The sequence below is a fragment of the Moraxella sp. 179-F 1C4 NHS genome (assembly GCF_045370505.1).
Classification (GTDB): Bacteria; Pseudomonadota; Gammaproteobacteria; order Pseudomonadales; family Moraxellaceae; genus Faucicola; species Faucicola tetraodonis.
Genome location: NZ_JBIQEC010000004.1, coordinates 144,000 through 158,588 on the forward strand (window position 1 = coordinate 144,000; position 14,589 = coordinate 158,588).

12 protein-coding genes are annotated in these 14,589 nt (G+C 44.4%); 6 read left to right on the plus strand and 6 right to left on the minus strand.

The window, feature by feature from the left end; all coding sequences use genetic code 11:
* Positions 1 to 51: 51 nt before the first annotated feature.
* Positions 52 to 1,356 carry a phosphoribosylamine--glycine ligase gene (gene purD / locus ACH0AB_RS03335; RefSeq protein ID WP_406877157.1) on the minus strand — a complete coding sequence of 435 codons (1,305 nt, stop codon included), beginning with the start codon at positions 1,354 to 1,356 and terminating at the stop codon, positions 52 to 54.
* A gap of 50 nt (positions 1,357 to 1,406) precedes the next feature.
* Positions 1,407 to 1,808 carry a hypothetical protein gene (locus tag ACH0AB_RS03340; protein WP_406877158.1) on the minus strand — a complete coding sequence of 134 codons (402 nt, stop codon included), beginning with the start codon at positions 1,806 to 1,808 and terminating at the stop codon, positions 1,407 to 1,409.
* 59 nt (positions 1,809 to 1,867) lie between these two features.
* Between ACH0AB_RS03340 and ACH0AB_RS03345 the strand changes: the two genes are divergently transcribed.
* Entirely contained in the window at positions 1,868 to 2,593 is a 726-nt protein-coding gene (locus tag ACH0AB_RS03345; RefSeq protein ID WP_406877159.1) for a ribonuclease HII, read from the plus strand.
* Positions 2,594 to 2,806: 213 nt separating this feature from the next.
* On the opposite strand, the gene ACH0AB_RS03350 is transcribed toward ACH0AB_RS03345, so the two are convergent.
* Positions 2,807 to 3,262, minus strand: a complete 456-nt coding sequence (locus ACH0AB_RS03350; protein ID WP_188874431.1) for a DIP1984 family protein — start codon at positions 3,260 to 3,262, stop codon at positions 2,807 to 2,809.
* A 35-nt stretch (positions 3,263 to 3,297) separates the two neighbouring features.
* Positions 3,298 to 4,155 (minus strand): glycerophosphodiester phosphodiesterase, encoded by an 858-nt coding sequence (locus ACH0AB_RS03355; protein WP_406877160.1) that lies wholly within the window; start codon positions 4,153 to 4,155, stop codon positions 3,298 to 3,300.
* A 148-nt stretch (positions 4,156 to 4,303) separates the two neighbouring features.
* Between ACH0AB_RS03355 and ACH0AB_RS03360 the strand changes: the two genes are divergently transcribed.
* The 3 genes from ACH0AB_RS03360 to pgeF all read left to right on the plus strand — a co-directional run bounded on the left by ACH0AB_RS03360 (position 4,304) and on the right by pgeF (position 7,619).
* Positions 4,304 to 5,326 (plus strand): hypothetical protein, encoded by a 1,023-nt coding sequence (locus tag ACH0AB_RS03360; protein WP_406877161.1) that lies wholly within the window; start codon positions 4,304 to 4,306, stop codon positions 5,324 to 5,326.
* A gap of 142 nt (positions 5,327 to 5,468) precedes the next feature.
* Entirely contained in the window at positions 5,469 to 6,650 is a 1,182-nt protein-coding gene (prpF, locus tag ACH0AB_RS03365) for a 2-methylaconitate cis-trans isomerase PrpF (RefSeq protein WP_406877163.1), read from the plus strand.
* Positions 6,651 to 6,719: 69 nt separating this feature from the next.
* Complete coding sequence (gene pgeF, locus ACH0AB_RS03370; RefSeq protein ID WP_406877164.1) at positions 6,720 to 7,619, plus strand: peptidoglycan editing factor PgeF; 900 nt, start codon at positions 6,720 to 6,722, stop codon at positions 7,617 to 7,619.
* 57 nt (positions 7,620 to 7,676) lie between these two features.
* On the opposite strand, the gene ACH0AB_RS03375 is transcribed toward pgeF, so the two are convergent.
* Both ACH0AB_RS03375 and ACH0AB_RS03380 read right to left on the minus strand, forming a co-directional pair.
* Positions 7,677 to 9,332 carry a peptidylprolyl isomerase gene (locus tag ACH0AB_RS03375; RefSeq protein WP_406877165.1) on the minus strand — a complete coding sequence of 552 codons (1,656 nt, stop codon included), beginning with the start codon at positions 9,330 to 9,332 and terminating at the stop codon, positions 7,677 to 7,679.
* Between the two features lie 244 nt (positions 9,333 to 9,576).
* Positions 9,577 to 12,561, minus strand: a complete 2,985-nt coding sequence (locus ACH0AB_RS03380; protein ID WP_406877166.1) for an LPS-assembly protein LptD — start codon at positions 12,559 to 12,561, stop codon at positions 9,577 to 9,579.
* 165 nt (positions 12,562 to 12,726) lie between these two features.
* Between ACH0AB_RS03380 and ACH0AB_RS03385 the strand changes: the two genes are divergently transcribed.
* Positions 12,727 to 13,854, plus strand: a complete 1,128-nt coding sequence (locus ACH0AB_RS03385) for an aminoglycoside phosphotransferase family protein (RefSeq protein ID WP_406877167.1) — start codon at positions 12,727 to 12,729, stop codon at positions 13,852 to 13,854.
* A 6-nt stretch (positions 13,855 to 13,860) separates the two neighbouring features.
* Entirely contained in the window at positions 13,861 to 14,559 is a 699-nt protein-coding gene (gene murU, locus ACH0AB_RS03390; protein WP_406877168.1) for an N-acetylmuramate alpha-1-phosphate uridylyltransferase MurU, read from the plus strand.
* Positions 14,560 to 14,589: the final 30 nt, after the last annotated feature.

Consider the following 14,589-nt stretch of genomic DNA (forward strand, 5'->3'; position numbering starts at 1 on the left):
CTTGGCTAACACAGTGGCTAGATGTCTAAATGCCATCTTATTGGTTGTTGGTTATTCGGCGCTAGATTGAATAGCGCGCCAACCGATATCACGGCGATATTGCATACCATCAAAGCTAATAGCGCCACAAACTGCTAAGGCTTTGGTTTGCGCATCCAAAATATCGTCACCGAGCGCCGTCACGCAAACCACACGGCCGCCATTGGTGATAATTTCACCATTATCAAACGCTTTGGTGCCTGCGTGGAAAACTTTGACATCCATATCCGTTTGCCCATACTGAGACTCAAGCGTTGGTAACCCATGGATGACATCGCCGTTGCTCGCGCTTTCTGGATAGCCTTTGCTAGCCAGTACCACACCCAAGGCAGGACGCTCATCCCACTCGGTTTGTTTGGGAAGACTGCCTGCAAGTCCAGCTTCAATCAAATCTACCATTGAGCCTTTTAGGCGCATCATAATGGGCTGTGTTTCTGGGTCACCAAAACGGCAATTAAACTCAATCACATAGGGGTCATTGTGGTCATCAATCATCAAGCCTGCGTACAAAAATCCCGTATAAGGCGTGCCATTAGCGTTCATGGCATCGACCACTGGCTGAATTATACGGGCAATCACCTTATCATGTACTTGCTGTGTCACCACGGGGGCAGGTGAGTAAGCCCCCATACCGCCTGTATTAAGACCGCTATCACCTTCGCCAATACGTTTGTGATCTTGGCTGGTTGCCATCGGTAAAATATGGTTGCCATCTATCATACAGATGAAGCTGGCTTCTTCGCCTTGCAAGAACTGCTCAATCACCACACGGCTGCCCGCATCACCAAATTTGTTGCCCGATAACATATCATTGATGGCATCAACGGCTTCTTGTTCGTTCATCGCCACAATCACGCCTTTACCTGCAGCTAAACCATCGGCTTTAATGACAATCGGCGCGCCTTCGGCTTTCACATAAGCAATCGCTTGCTCGGCATCGCTAAAAGTTTGGTATTTGGCGGTAGGAATATGATGTTTTATCATAAAATCTTTGGCAAAGGCTTTTGACCCTTCAAGCTGCGCGCAATACGCCGTGGGTCCCCAAGCTTTGATACCTGCTGTTGTTAAGTCATCGACCATACCTGCCACAAGTGGCGCTTCAGGACCAACCAGCACAAAGGCAATGTCATTGTCTTGGCAAAATTGAATCACCGCCGCATGGTCCTTGACGTCTAAATCGACATTTTGTAATTTGTGTTCAAGCGCTGTGCCTGCATTGCCGTTGGCAACAAAAACCGTGCTAACTTTGCTATCTTTGGCGCATTGCCATGCCAATGCGTGCTCACGTCCACCTGTGCCAATTACTAAAATATTCATGTATATCCTCTATAAAGTTAATGGTTACTTCAATTTCTCAATAATAGTTTCTAACTCGGCAGAAATTGGAAAAAATAACCTTGCTGGACATCGCCATTCGCATTGAATGGTCCATTTTTACCGGTAAATTTTGTTCGATTATCTGCGGAAATTTTAGTTTTGTGAATAGGTTTTTCATAGGGAGTATAGTTCACTTCCAAAAGCTTACCTTCTGATTCCCACATATCATTGTTAGGATAAGGATTCCTGCTTTTGACTGCGCTTTTGGTTACTAAACTTTCGCCTACAATAAAACTATTTGTATAATGATAAATTTTATCACCTTCAACTGCATCCCACATCGTTTCCCAGTGCCATTGTGAAGCACCCCTTTTATTTCTTAATGGAGACCAAACAATCTTATTCTGAGGCTTGCCTTTTTTGCTACCTTGATTAACCCACCATGTTGCCATGATTAAATCCCAATATGTTAATATAAACACCTGAATTATAGCATTATAACGAGTTTTAAATGAATAAATACCATTTTGTTATTGGCGTGGATGAAGTCGGGCGAGGGCCGTTATTGGGCGATGTGGTGGTTTGTGCGATCATCTTCGATAAGGCGATTTTATCTATCAAAGAAGATAGCCTAAGCACTGATTTACCCACGGCTAATAGTGTAGGTATTAACCACAATCATCCGCTAAGCGCGCTAACTGACTCCAAAAAACTGTCAGAGAAAAAGCGAGAAGCGTTATTTTCCTTGATTGAACAAACGGCGAGTGCGCATCAGGTTGTCAAAATTTCTGCTAGCTTAATAGACCAGCTCAACATCTTACAAGCGACATTACTCGGTATGAAACAAGCAGTGGCAGGCGTGATGGCGCAAATGTTAGCGCAATACCCAACAGCGACTTTTAGCGTCATGGTGGATGGCAATAAACTGCCCGTGTTGTTTGATTTGCCCAATTATCAGCAAATTACCCATGAGCAAGCGATTGTGAAAGGGGACGGCAAACATGCGTGTATCAGTGGCGCCAGTGTGATTGCCAAAGTGACGCGTGACCGAGACATGGTGGCGTTGTCAAAGTTATATCCTGATTATGGCATTGAGCAGCATAAAGGCTATCCCACCGCCGCCCATATCCAAGCGATACAACATTACGGCATTTTGCCCATGCACCGCAAAAGTTTTGCCCCCATCAAACAGAGGATTTTAGACAAAAAAGGTGAACATACAGTCAATATCCGGTAGTAATGAGTGCAGGTCTAAAGTCGCCTTGTGAGCGAGTTTAACTAGTAAAGTGTGCTGAGCATGACAAGTAAAAAGATGGTCTTGCTCACAGACCTGCAAGCTGTGCCCGATTTGTTTTCAACCTCTCGGTGGACAGCGCGCCAAACAAGGTCTGATAGTCGCCCTGTATGTTCGAATCCATCATAGCAAATTGTAGGCTTTTTTCAAACTAGCTTATACTAAATCAATCTGCCAATTAGCGGCTTGCAATTGGATATTTAAGTTTCTAAGTTTGACCGCTATGTCATCTGCTTGTTTTTGCAGTCTGACGGGTTCAATCACTTTTTGCCATTTGATTTCCCGATAGCTATAGCGATCGCCTTCCGTCTTAGCATTATCAATCGCGGTTTGCAGCAGGCGATGGCGTTCGGCAAGTTCATCACGCTTGACTAAAGTGCTGAGCATGGTTGAACCATCGGGCATGACGGCAATGGCATTGGTGCGATGGATATGGTCGATTAACGCATACAGCTCGCTCATGACTTGATTGGCTTGCAGCAGCAGTTCATTCGGGTTTTCATTTGGGGTATCGCCGTCTTGGACTTTGACGTTTTCAGCAATGCGCGATTTCAAGCTGGCGAGCTTTTTTTGCATATCAGCACGTCGTAACAAAGCTTCTGCAAGTTTCATGGTTATCTCCTGATTGGTCAATTTAGTGGGTCAATTTAAACGTTAAGCTCATATAATTGGGTTAAAAATTGGGTAGGATAATCTGTAATCACACAATCCACGCCCATCTCAATCAAGCGCTTTGCCACATCAACCTCATTTACCGTCCAAGCGGTGACTGTTAAGCCATAAATTTTGGCAATTTCTAGCAGAGTTGGGGTGATAAGCGGATAATAAATGCCCACTTGGCTACAGCCTAACGCACAAGCGCGATTAAAGGTTTGTAATATTAAGTGTTTACCCGCTGCATCAGGCGTCGGTAAAAAAGCAATGTGGCTTGCCAGCGTGGTTTTTGGCTCAAGCAATAAGCCTGTATGACGCTTAAGTGTTAGTGATTGCTGTTGGTTTCGTATCTGATATAACACATCGGTATCAAAACTGGTCAAAGTGATAGGTAAATCTTGCCATATTTCTTGTGATAATAGCCTAAGCAGATTTTTAACCAATAGCGCTGGATGAGTTTTGGCATGGGTTTTGATTTCTAGTTCAATATGGCGAAAGTGTTGCAGATAGGGTGGTAAATCGTCTAGCAACAATACGTGATGTTTTAAAAATCCGGGTTCAAAACATTGGGAAAAACGCCCATAGTCCGATTGCACAATGGCGTCTAATTCCGTCCATGTTTTATCAGCAATCCACGATTGTTGTCTTGCCAGCCGATTTAAGGTTTCGTCATGTACCACCACAAATTTACCGTCGGAGGTCATTTGAATATCAAATTCAACCCCATCAAGCTGCTTACCATGTTTTTGTAATTGCTGCACGTAGGCAAATCCGTCTTGACAGTTCTCAAGCATTTCAGCCCGAGCAGCACGATGACCGATTAAATAATAGGTTTGATTTGGATGGCGCATACGATGGCTCGCAATAGACAATAAAATTTTATGACTACTAAAAATTATTACAACTAAATTTTATTATAAATAATAGTGAACAACTACCCAATTTGCAAAACTTTGCTTTATAATGGCATGGTAATAAATTCTGCGTGAAAGGTGCCTTATGTCTATGATTTTCCCACAAAATACGTTGTCAAAAAAAATGCGTACGCCGTTATTGTTGGCGTGTTTTGCCTTAACCGTCGTGGGATGTAGTCGCAATGAGCAAAAAGACGAGCAAACTGGCAGTGCTGCAAGCAGTGAGCAAAAGTCAATTGAAACGTCTGATATTGCCTGTAACAATGAGAAGGCAACCGGTGCCATTCACAGTTATTTAGTCAATCGCATTGACCAGCAAGCCAAAAAGCAGTCTGACATCATTCAGCAGCAAGCAGGTACGATGGTTGATATGACTATCTTGCAAAATGGCTTATCGCAAGTGGCAATCAACCTAGAAGGCGTGAATGGTAGCAATGGTAAATGCCAAGCGACCGTGTCGTTTAATATGCCTCAAGCGCAGCTCGATAACGCGGATAAAATTTATACCCGTCTAAAAATGCCAGTCGCCGCCGAGCAAATCACGTCGCGTGGTTATCAACTGCAAAATAGCACTTTAGTGGCAAACAATGTTGGGTTTGGTCTATCAGCGAGTGGCGCCAATTACCAAGTCAATAGCACCACAGGCGACGATGTGATTGGGCTAGTCGGTGAGATTATGGCAAATTCGGCATTAGCGCAAACGCTGACCCAGCCATCTAATACGCCCTTAGCCGGTTCTTCGGCAGGCGCTATCGCTGTTTTGCCACCTGTGACTAGCAGACCCAGTGTCGCTGCCAACAACAGCCAAAATTCAACCACCAAACCTGTCAAAAAACAAACCACAGAACAACCAAAAACAGGCAGTGAAAAAACCAAGACTGACGTGAACAACACATCAGACAAGAAAAACACGCAATCAGATAGCGCAGATAAAATATCGGATAAAAAATCTGAGCCAACCACCTCAAATGCTGATAGCAAATCAACCGCTACTAAGTCAGCGGCTAGCACAAATACAGACAAATCGACCAAGTCAGTATCGCATGAAAAAGTCCCAACCGACACCAATGTCAAATTAACCATTGAAGAAAAAAACGAGCAATACTAACGTTAAACACTGTTAGATGACGTGTTTAACGTATATCACCCAGTCATCAATTTGTTTTAGCATATTTTTGATGTAGTCATGTGACTAACCATAAAACAAATTGATGCGTCGATTTTTCGCCTGCCACCATAAGGATATGAACATGGCCCATTTTGCCCCACAAATCGCTGTTAAAGCTACCTATATGCGCGGTGGTACATCAAAAGGTACTTTTTTCAAGCTTGATGACCTACCTGAACGCTGCCAAACTCCAGGGCAAGCCAGAGATAGCTTTTTACTGCGGGTGGTGGGTAGTCCAGATCCGTATGGTAAGCAAATTGACGGTTTGGGCAATGGCTCATCATCAACCTCCAAAGTGGTGATTTTGTCAAAAACAGATGTTGCCAATCATGATGTGAATTATTTATTCGGTCAGGTCGCCATTGATAAAGCGATGATTGATTGGTCAGGTAACTGTGGAAACTTAACTGCTGCGGTCGGTTCATTTGCGATTGCCAATGGCTTGGTGGATGCCAGTAAAGTGCCCCAAAATGGCATTTGTGAAGTGCGTATTTGGCAGCAAAATATCAGCAAGACTATCATCGCGCATGTACCCATGACCGATGGTCAAGTGCAAGAAACGGGCGATTTTGAGCTAGATGGTGTGACTTTCCCAGCAGCCGAAGTCAAAATTGAATTTATCGACCCTGTGGACAGCGATGGGGATATGTTCCCGACGGGCAACTTGATTGACAAACTTAATGTACCTGAAATCGGTGAATTTGACGTCACGATGATCAATGCAGGTATCCCAACCATTTTTTTAAATGCCAAAGACTTAGGTTTTACGGGCGCTGAGCTGCAAAAAGACATCAATAGCAACCAAGAAATTTTGGCGAAGCTTGAAAAAATCCGTGCGTACGGTGCAGTTAAAATGGGACTAATTGAAGAGTTAACAGAAGCTCAAACCCGTCAGCATACCCCAAAAATTGCTTGGGTTGCGCCACCCGCCGATTATACCGCCTCTAGTGGCAAAGCAGTCAAGGCAGGCGATATTGATTTGCTTGCCCGCGCGATGAGCATGGGTCAACTGCACCATGCCATGATGGGTACAGCCTCGGTTGCGATTGGCACCGCAGCGACCATTAAAGGTACGCTAGTTAACCAAGCGGCCGGTGGCAAAGCGTTGTCTGAAGTACGCTTTGGTCACCCCTCAGGCACGCTACTGGTCGGGGGTGAGTCCTCGCAAGTGGATGGCAAATGGCAAGCCAAAAAAGTGTCTATGAGCCGTTCAGCGCGCCGTCTAATGGTGGGTGAGGTGTATTTGCCTGGCGATGCGTTTTAATCGACAAATCATTCACAAGCCAACTGAGCGCCTAATAACACTAAGAGCCCAATAACTAAGAGCCTAATAATGACAGATAAGCAATCACACTGGATTGAACTGACGCAAGCGCCAAGCCAAGGGGTAACCGTGGTTCAAACCCTATCTGGCTGTGAGTCCCTGCCAAGAAAGTCAAGCAAGTCAAGCAATGATGCAGTGGGGCAGTCTAGTTTGAATGCTGTGTATGGTCAATTCAATCTGGGTTTGCATGTAGGTGATGATAGCATGCAGGTGCATCAACATCGTGCGCACTTGCTACAATCCTTGCAACAATATCATCCCGCATTAAAGAGCGTTCATTGGCTTAATCAAATTCATGGTAATGACATTTATCAAGTTACTGATAAAATTGGCACAGCAGCGATATCGGCTGATGCGCATATCACTCGTTTGCCTAACGTTGCCTTAGCGATTATGACAGCAGATTGTGTACCTGTCATGATAGCGACGGAGGCAGCAGATGATAACAAGCTGATTGCGGCTATTCACGCTGGCTGGCAAGGTCTTAATAAAAATATTATTGCAAAAACGGTGCAAAAAATGGTACATCAGTTTGATTTGGCAGCGGGGGACAATGCGCCTGCCGAAATGCACAAGGTCACTCGTGGGTGGCACGCTTGGATAGGCGCTAGCATCGCACAATCGAGCTATGAAGTGGACAGTCGTGTCAAAGATGCCGTGTTATCAGTGTTAAACGTATCTGAGGCTGTCGCTACCCAGTTGTTTCAACCAAATGCTGATAAGGTCGGTCATTATTTTGCCGATTTGCCTGCAATAGCAGAATTACAGCTCAAGGCTTGTGGTATTCATCAGGTGCATAAAAGTGGTTTAGATAGTCATAGTGATGCACGATTTTATTCGTATCGTCGGCAAACCCAGCATCAATTGCCTGCGACAGGTAGAATGGCAACGCTGATTTTTATGGATTAATTCAATCATAAAAAAAGGCAGTGTGATTAACACACTGCCTTTTTTATGCAAGCTAAATTATTGCATAATTTTAACGTAAGCTTGGGCTCTTAATTCCTGCATCCAATCGTCTAGCGCTTGTGGTGCCATACGTTGATATAGGATTTCACGCGCCATGTTTTTACGATAGACATCACTCACGTCTTTTTGGCGTTTTTCATCGACTTTAAGAATATGCCAGCCAAATTGTGTTTGGAATGGCACAGAATAGTCATTTACCGACGTTTTTTTCATCATTGCTTCAAAGCTTGGTACCATATCACCTTCACTGACCCACCCCAAATCGCCGCCGTTACTGGCGCTGCCTGGGTCTTTTGAGTAGGTGCTTGCTAAGGTAGCGAAGTCCTCACCTTGACGCAGTTTTTCATAGATAGTGTCGATCTGCTGTTTCGCCATGTCAGCGGGCAGGGCAGTTGATGGGCTGATTAAAATATGGCGGGTATGCCATTGATCGATGATTTTTTGTTGACCGCCGCGTTTATCGACGAGTTTAATCACGTTATAACCTTCTGCCGTGGCAATCGGGTTGGTGACTTGCCCGACTTCAAGGGCGGTGATGTTTTTTGACAGTTCTGTCGGTAACTCTGCCGCGACGTGATAGCCCATATCGCCCCCTTGAATTTGCGCGTTATAGTTGGTTTGCGCATCAGTCATGATTTGCTCAATATTGGCATTCTCAGCTTGCAAGTTTTTGGCAATTTGGGTGGCTACGGTCAGCGCTTGTTTTTTTTGTTTGTCGCTGGTTTTACCTGCGGCATCGGCTTCAAAAGGCACACGAATATGTAAGGTGCGATATTGTGATTTTTCTAAAGCGTTGCTCTCTGGTGATTTGAGGAAGTTATCGACATCTTGATCGGAGATTTTGATACGGCTGGCAAGTTGCTGCTGCTGCAAGGTTTGTATCGCCAAGTCTTCACTGACTTTTTGACGCAATGCTTGGTAACTACCTGCGCGCTGGGCGTCAAGTTTTTGCTGGAATTCGGCAAGGCTTGCGACCCCATTTTGTTGTGCCAAATTGGTCAATGCAGCATTCACTGCATTCTCCTCAGCTTGCAGTCCTTGGCGTTTGATGATATCAAGTTGGATTTGCTTAGTAATTAGCTGATCCAATACTTGCGGATAAAGTTGCTGTGCGGGTGGTACAGGTTTGTTTTGCGCTTGAAGCTGTGCAGAAGCTTGAGCAACCGCGCGATCTAACTGGCTGCGTAAAATAGGTGTGTCGTTGACAATAGCAATCACGCCATCAATGACCTGATCTTGCGAGCTGCTAGTGACGACAGGCGTTGGCTTGGCTGATGAGTTGGCGACCTCTGATGTTACGGGCGCAGTTTGGGAGATAGCTTTTGCTGTTTTTTGAGTGGTAGGTTTTGAGCCACTGGCTTTAGTGTCAGCTTTGACTGATTTGGCAGCGTTGGTGGTTTTGTTTGCTGTCACAGCTTTGGTTGATTTGCTTGTGGTTTGCGCTGCAGGTTTGGTACTAGATTTTTTGCTAGATTCTACCGTCGTTTTGCTGCTGGTTGTGTTGGTTTTGGCTGTTGCAGCCGCTGCTGCAGTCACGGCTTGCGCGCTCAATGTTGGCATAACCAATAGAGCGCCATATATCAAAGCGCTAGTGAGAGCAGATAGGGTGTTGCGGTGAAAATTGGGTAAATTATGCATGACAGCATGGTTCATGGCATGTATCCTTAAAATAAAAACCAAAAAATAAAAAAAGTAAATTTGATCACTCAAAAAATTATGGCAAAACAATTTCGATAAAATGGCTGGTCTTTGACCAAGTTTCTTACATCAAGTTGCTTAGATTTAGATGTTGCTAAGTTTGGGTCATTTTATACAATAATATTTGCTGGCGTATGTCTGTATGATAATAAATCCTAAAAAACCTCAAGTTTTAGGCAGTTTTTTGCGTAATAGGCGTTTAGTATCTAGGGTCATAACCCAACACCCGATTACGCATCAAGCTAGCCAGTCGACCGTCACCTTTATTGGATAACCCATTTAAACTAATTTCTGCCATGATGGCGTGGTCAGCACTGTCTTTATCACTTAATTCATCGTAATAACGGCGAGCATAAATCGATAAGCCATAACAACAGCTATCATAAGTAAAGCCCGCTAATACATCACTAAAACGACTCTTCTCATTATCGTATTGGACAGCCCCTAAAAACTGCCAATTATCATTAATAGGTAAAACAGTAGAGCCTGTGAAAGCAGAGAGGGCTTTTTGTCCAAATCTACTCTCATTGCGTTTGATATACCCTAAGTTATAAAGGCTATTGTAAGTTGGAGCATAACGAAATTGGGTATTGATATAGTTTAAATCCGCGTTGTCATCAACCGAGCCATCTAAATCCACCCAAAAATCTTGACGCGGTTGGGTGCTTACCTGAAAGACGGTACCGGTATTGTCAATTTTTAACCCATCATCAGTATTGTCAAGATGTACCCGAATATCACTCAAATAAATTTGTTTACCCACGCTAGCATCCAAGCGAGTCAAACCATTGCGATCAATATAGCGATAATTTAATGAAGGGGTTAGATGATTGTTGTCGGGCAGGCGATCATATCCCAAAAACCATGAATCTTCATACAATTGCGAAAAATTGAGCGATGCCAAACGGGTATTAAAGTTGGGTACATCAGTCTGGTCTTTATAAGGCGAGTACACATATTTTAGGCGCGGGCTTAATAACTGATAGCCGCCCAAGGAGTCATCAAATTTACCAAATGGGGTACCTGCTTTAAAGAAATTTAAGCCACTGTCAATACTAAACTGCGGTACAAAAATAGATTGGCTTTTGCTATTTTCATCCAGTCCATTGGCATCGGCTGATTCTTGGTCAAATTGGGTATAAAGGTGCTGTAAACTTATTGACGGGGTCACATACCCCCAAGTTCGCATCATTGGGTAGGCGGCAGTGAGTTTGTTATACAGTCTACCACCGCTTTGCTCAGGGGCAGAGCCATCATCGATTGGGCGTTTAAAATAAGCAAAATCGCTGATACCCGTCAAATCAAATTGGGTTACCCAAGGCACACGATATTTGACCGATAACTGCGGCAGACGGTCATACGGTTTGTCTTTATCCAAGATTTTGTCTGAATTGGTTAAATTACGATCCAGTGTTTGAAAGGTTTCAATCTTGGCAAGCGCAGTCAAATAGTCATTGTAATAATTGGCTTGAATGCGGCGCGGTAAATTTAATTGAACGGTTTCGTCACCCAAGGTCTCAAAATCGTTTAAGAATTTAGGATCTGAGACATACTGATATAGCGCATCAATGGACAGGTTAGGGATATCTTTTGACTGCCAATGATGATCATAATAAAAGCGGGTACGGTCTTCATCATTATATTGTTTGTCGTTTGGCAGATAAGAGCCTGTCAAGCTCCCATAACCAAATTTTTCTGTCAGATAGCGGAACTCACCTGTCAACATCGGATTGCGGTCAGTAAAAATGGTTGGCGTGACAGTGGCATCGTAATTTGGCGCTAGATTAAAGTAATAAGGTAACTGTACATTAAAACTCCCTTCTGTACTAAAGCCGCCGCGTGGTAACAAAAAACCACTGGTGCGGCGATCGTCAATCGGAAAGTTGAAATACGGTAGGTACAATACTGGGGTATTTTTAACTTTTAACGTGGCATTATAGGCTTCACCGCGACCCGTGTCGGTATTGATATCGATGTTTTTGGCATTGATTTGCCAAGTCGGATTGTCAGGCGCGCAGGTAGTAAACATGACATCGTCAATTTCAACGCGGCTTTCATCGACTTTATTAAGCCGTTTGGCATAACCATACGCTTGTAGCGGCACGCTGGCAAACGCCACATCTTTGGCGGTTGCTTTGGTGCTATCAGTTTGGTACGCCAGTTCATCGGCAACGGTAATCAGCCCCCCTTTTGGGCTATCTTTAAGGCTTACACGTGGGTTACCGTTTGTCGATTGGGTACTTTGCGCGGCATCCACCAACAAAACATTACCTTGAGCGGCTGCAATGCCATCTTGCACGTTAACGACCACTTTATCAGCAGAGATTTGCTGACGACCTTGGTTGATTTGCACATCGCCTGACAATTCAGCGTAATTTTCATTGTCATAATAGCCATAGTCAGCCGAGGCATAAATTGGGAAGCTGCTATTGGGTTGGTCGGTAGCAGCTGCCGCTAATGCCTGTTGTTGATAGATGGTGGAAGTGGGATATACCCAGTTGCCATGACACATGGCGTCTTTTCGGGTCTCTGCTTTTGATTGCGTATTTGCTTGAGCACCTAACTGTTGACTATCAGGCGCGAGCGGGTTCAGTAAGTTTGGATTAGAAGTTGGATTAGCAACCGTGGCGTTAGTATCGTCCGTGGTTTGCGGGGTTTTGGGTTGATAAAAGGTTTTGAGCTTTTCTAGACTGGCTTGCTGCTGTTGATTTGGGGTAAAGTTGGCACGAGTACGCGCAGAGTTTGGTTTGATGTCAGGCGTGCTAATCGGTGTGATGCCTTGATTGGTGGTCACATCGACAGTAGTAACGCTGTCTGCTGTGGTGGCGATACTACTATCGGTATCGGGCGTTGCAGTTGAGGCATCAAGGTTTTGTTTTTTAATAATTTGTGATTCAGTGCCCTGTGTCTCGATACTCTGTGACTCAATGTTTTGAGCTGCTGTGCTTTGTGCTGTCGCTGCATCAGTCGATTCCGTAACGGCGGCTGTCGGCAACACCGCAAGCGCTGAGGTTGAATACAAAGTAGTAAACATCGCCCCAAGCGTCATCGCTAAAACGTTGGTATGTCGATAAATTTGGTATAATGATTGATGCAGGCGTGTGGGCTGGGTTGGCAAAGACGAATGTGAAGTTAAACGATTAGAAGTTGACGAAATAGGCGACAATTTCACAGATTTTTTCATTAGACATTTACCAAAGACGCAATATAAAAACCTTCACATCATATCACTAGCGTCATCAATATACTATTGCAAAAGATGTTTAAAATTGCAAACATGTTAGACGCCACTTGAGAGATACGCAGATTTTCGGTAGCATAACTTATTTTTATTGAGTAAGCCCACCTTATGAACCATCCTGCCGCACAACTTGCCAACCAAGACCCTTGCGATAGCCCAGTTTCGCCATCAAATGCCCAGCCATGTGAACAACAATCACTTAAACAACAGCCACGTGAACAACAGCTGCACACTTGGTTGACCGAAGTTTTTCAAAATCGGTCATTGCAGCATGAAAAAATACCTGGTGATGCCAGCTTTCGCAGCTATCATCGCTTAACCGTCGACAATCAACACTATATCGTGATGGATGCGCCGCCAGAAAAAGAATCGGTAAAAGAATTTATCGCCGTGGACAATTTAATGGCAGGTCATGTGCATGTGCCAAAAATGATTGCCACGGATGAACAGCAAGGTTTTATCGTCCTTGAGGATTTGGGAAACACGGATTTTGCCGATGTCATTGCCAAGGATTTAACGGATGCAGGCGAGCTGGCAAAAACTGCGCGCTATTATCAGCAGGCAATGCAGGAAATTTTGGCGATTCAAAAGATTGACATCAATGACGCCAAACCCGTTATCCCAAGTTACGACGATGCCTTGCTGCGCCGAGAAATGGGCTTGTTTAGCGAGTGGTTTTTACCCTATATCGGCGTGACGATGCCCCCAGACTTAGAGACGCTGTGGCAAGATTTGCAGTCTGATATTATCCAGCAAGTCATCGCGCAGCCTCAAGTGGTGGTGCACCGTGATTTTCACAGCCGTAATTTGATGGTATTAAATCACAGCGATGAGTTGGGCGTGATTGATTTTCAAGATGCTGTCATCGGTGCCTACACCTATGATTTGGCGTCTTTATTGCGAGATGCCTATATCAATTATGATGAAAACTGGGTGAACACGCATCTGGCTCATTATTATCAATTGGCGCAAATTGACAAAAGCTTGGCAGAGTTTACCGTGGATTTTAATATCATGAGTATGCAGCGTCATCTCAAGGTATTAGGTATTTTTGTACGTTTGTTTGAGCGAGATGGCAAAGACCGTTATTTGGTAAACCTTCCCAAAGTTTTCAATGATTTATTAACTTGTTTAAAAGCTATCAGCCAATGGGATGAGCGTCCTACTTTTGATAAGTTTGCTGATTGGATGACCGCCGTCGTTGAACCTGCTTTTCATCAAAAAATCCAAGGATAAAACCCCATGTCAACCACCATCACCCAAGCCATGATTTTATCCGCGGGTAAAGGCACTCGGCTGCGCCCTTTAACCTTGACCACGCCAAAGCCACTTGTCGAAGTCGGCGGGCAACCGCTTATCGTGTGGCATATCAAAGCACTCAAACAAGCAGGTATCACCGATATCACCATCAATGTGTCATGGCTTGCTGATAAACTGCTCAATGCAATCGGGGATGGCAGTCAATTCGGTGTCACCATTCATTGGTCGATTGAGCCAGAAGAACCGCTTGAGACAGCAGGTGGTATCAAGATGGCTTTGGCTACCGGAAAATTAAAAGACCAGCCATTTATTTTGGTCAATGGGGATGTGTGGACGCCTTTTGATTTTGCTCAACTAAGCCAGCTTCAGTTAAACGATTCGCAGGCTTATTTGCTACTCACCGACCAAGCGACGCATAACCCAACTGGCGATTTTGCCTTAGAAAATGGCAAGGTCAAGGCAGATGGTACGCCAAAATATACCTTTGCAGGGATTAGTGTGATGTCACCAAGATTATTGGATACGGTCAAGGTAGGTGAAACTGCGCCCCTTGCGCCACTACTTAAACAAGCCATGCAAGCGGGTTTGGTCATGGGGGATTTGCTGAGCGAGACGTGGGTCGATGTGGGCACGCTTGAGCGTTTAGAAAATTTGAACCAAAAATTGTCGGCTAAAAAGTGATTTGACAGAAAATTGCATCTTTTGCCATTT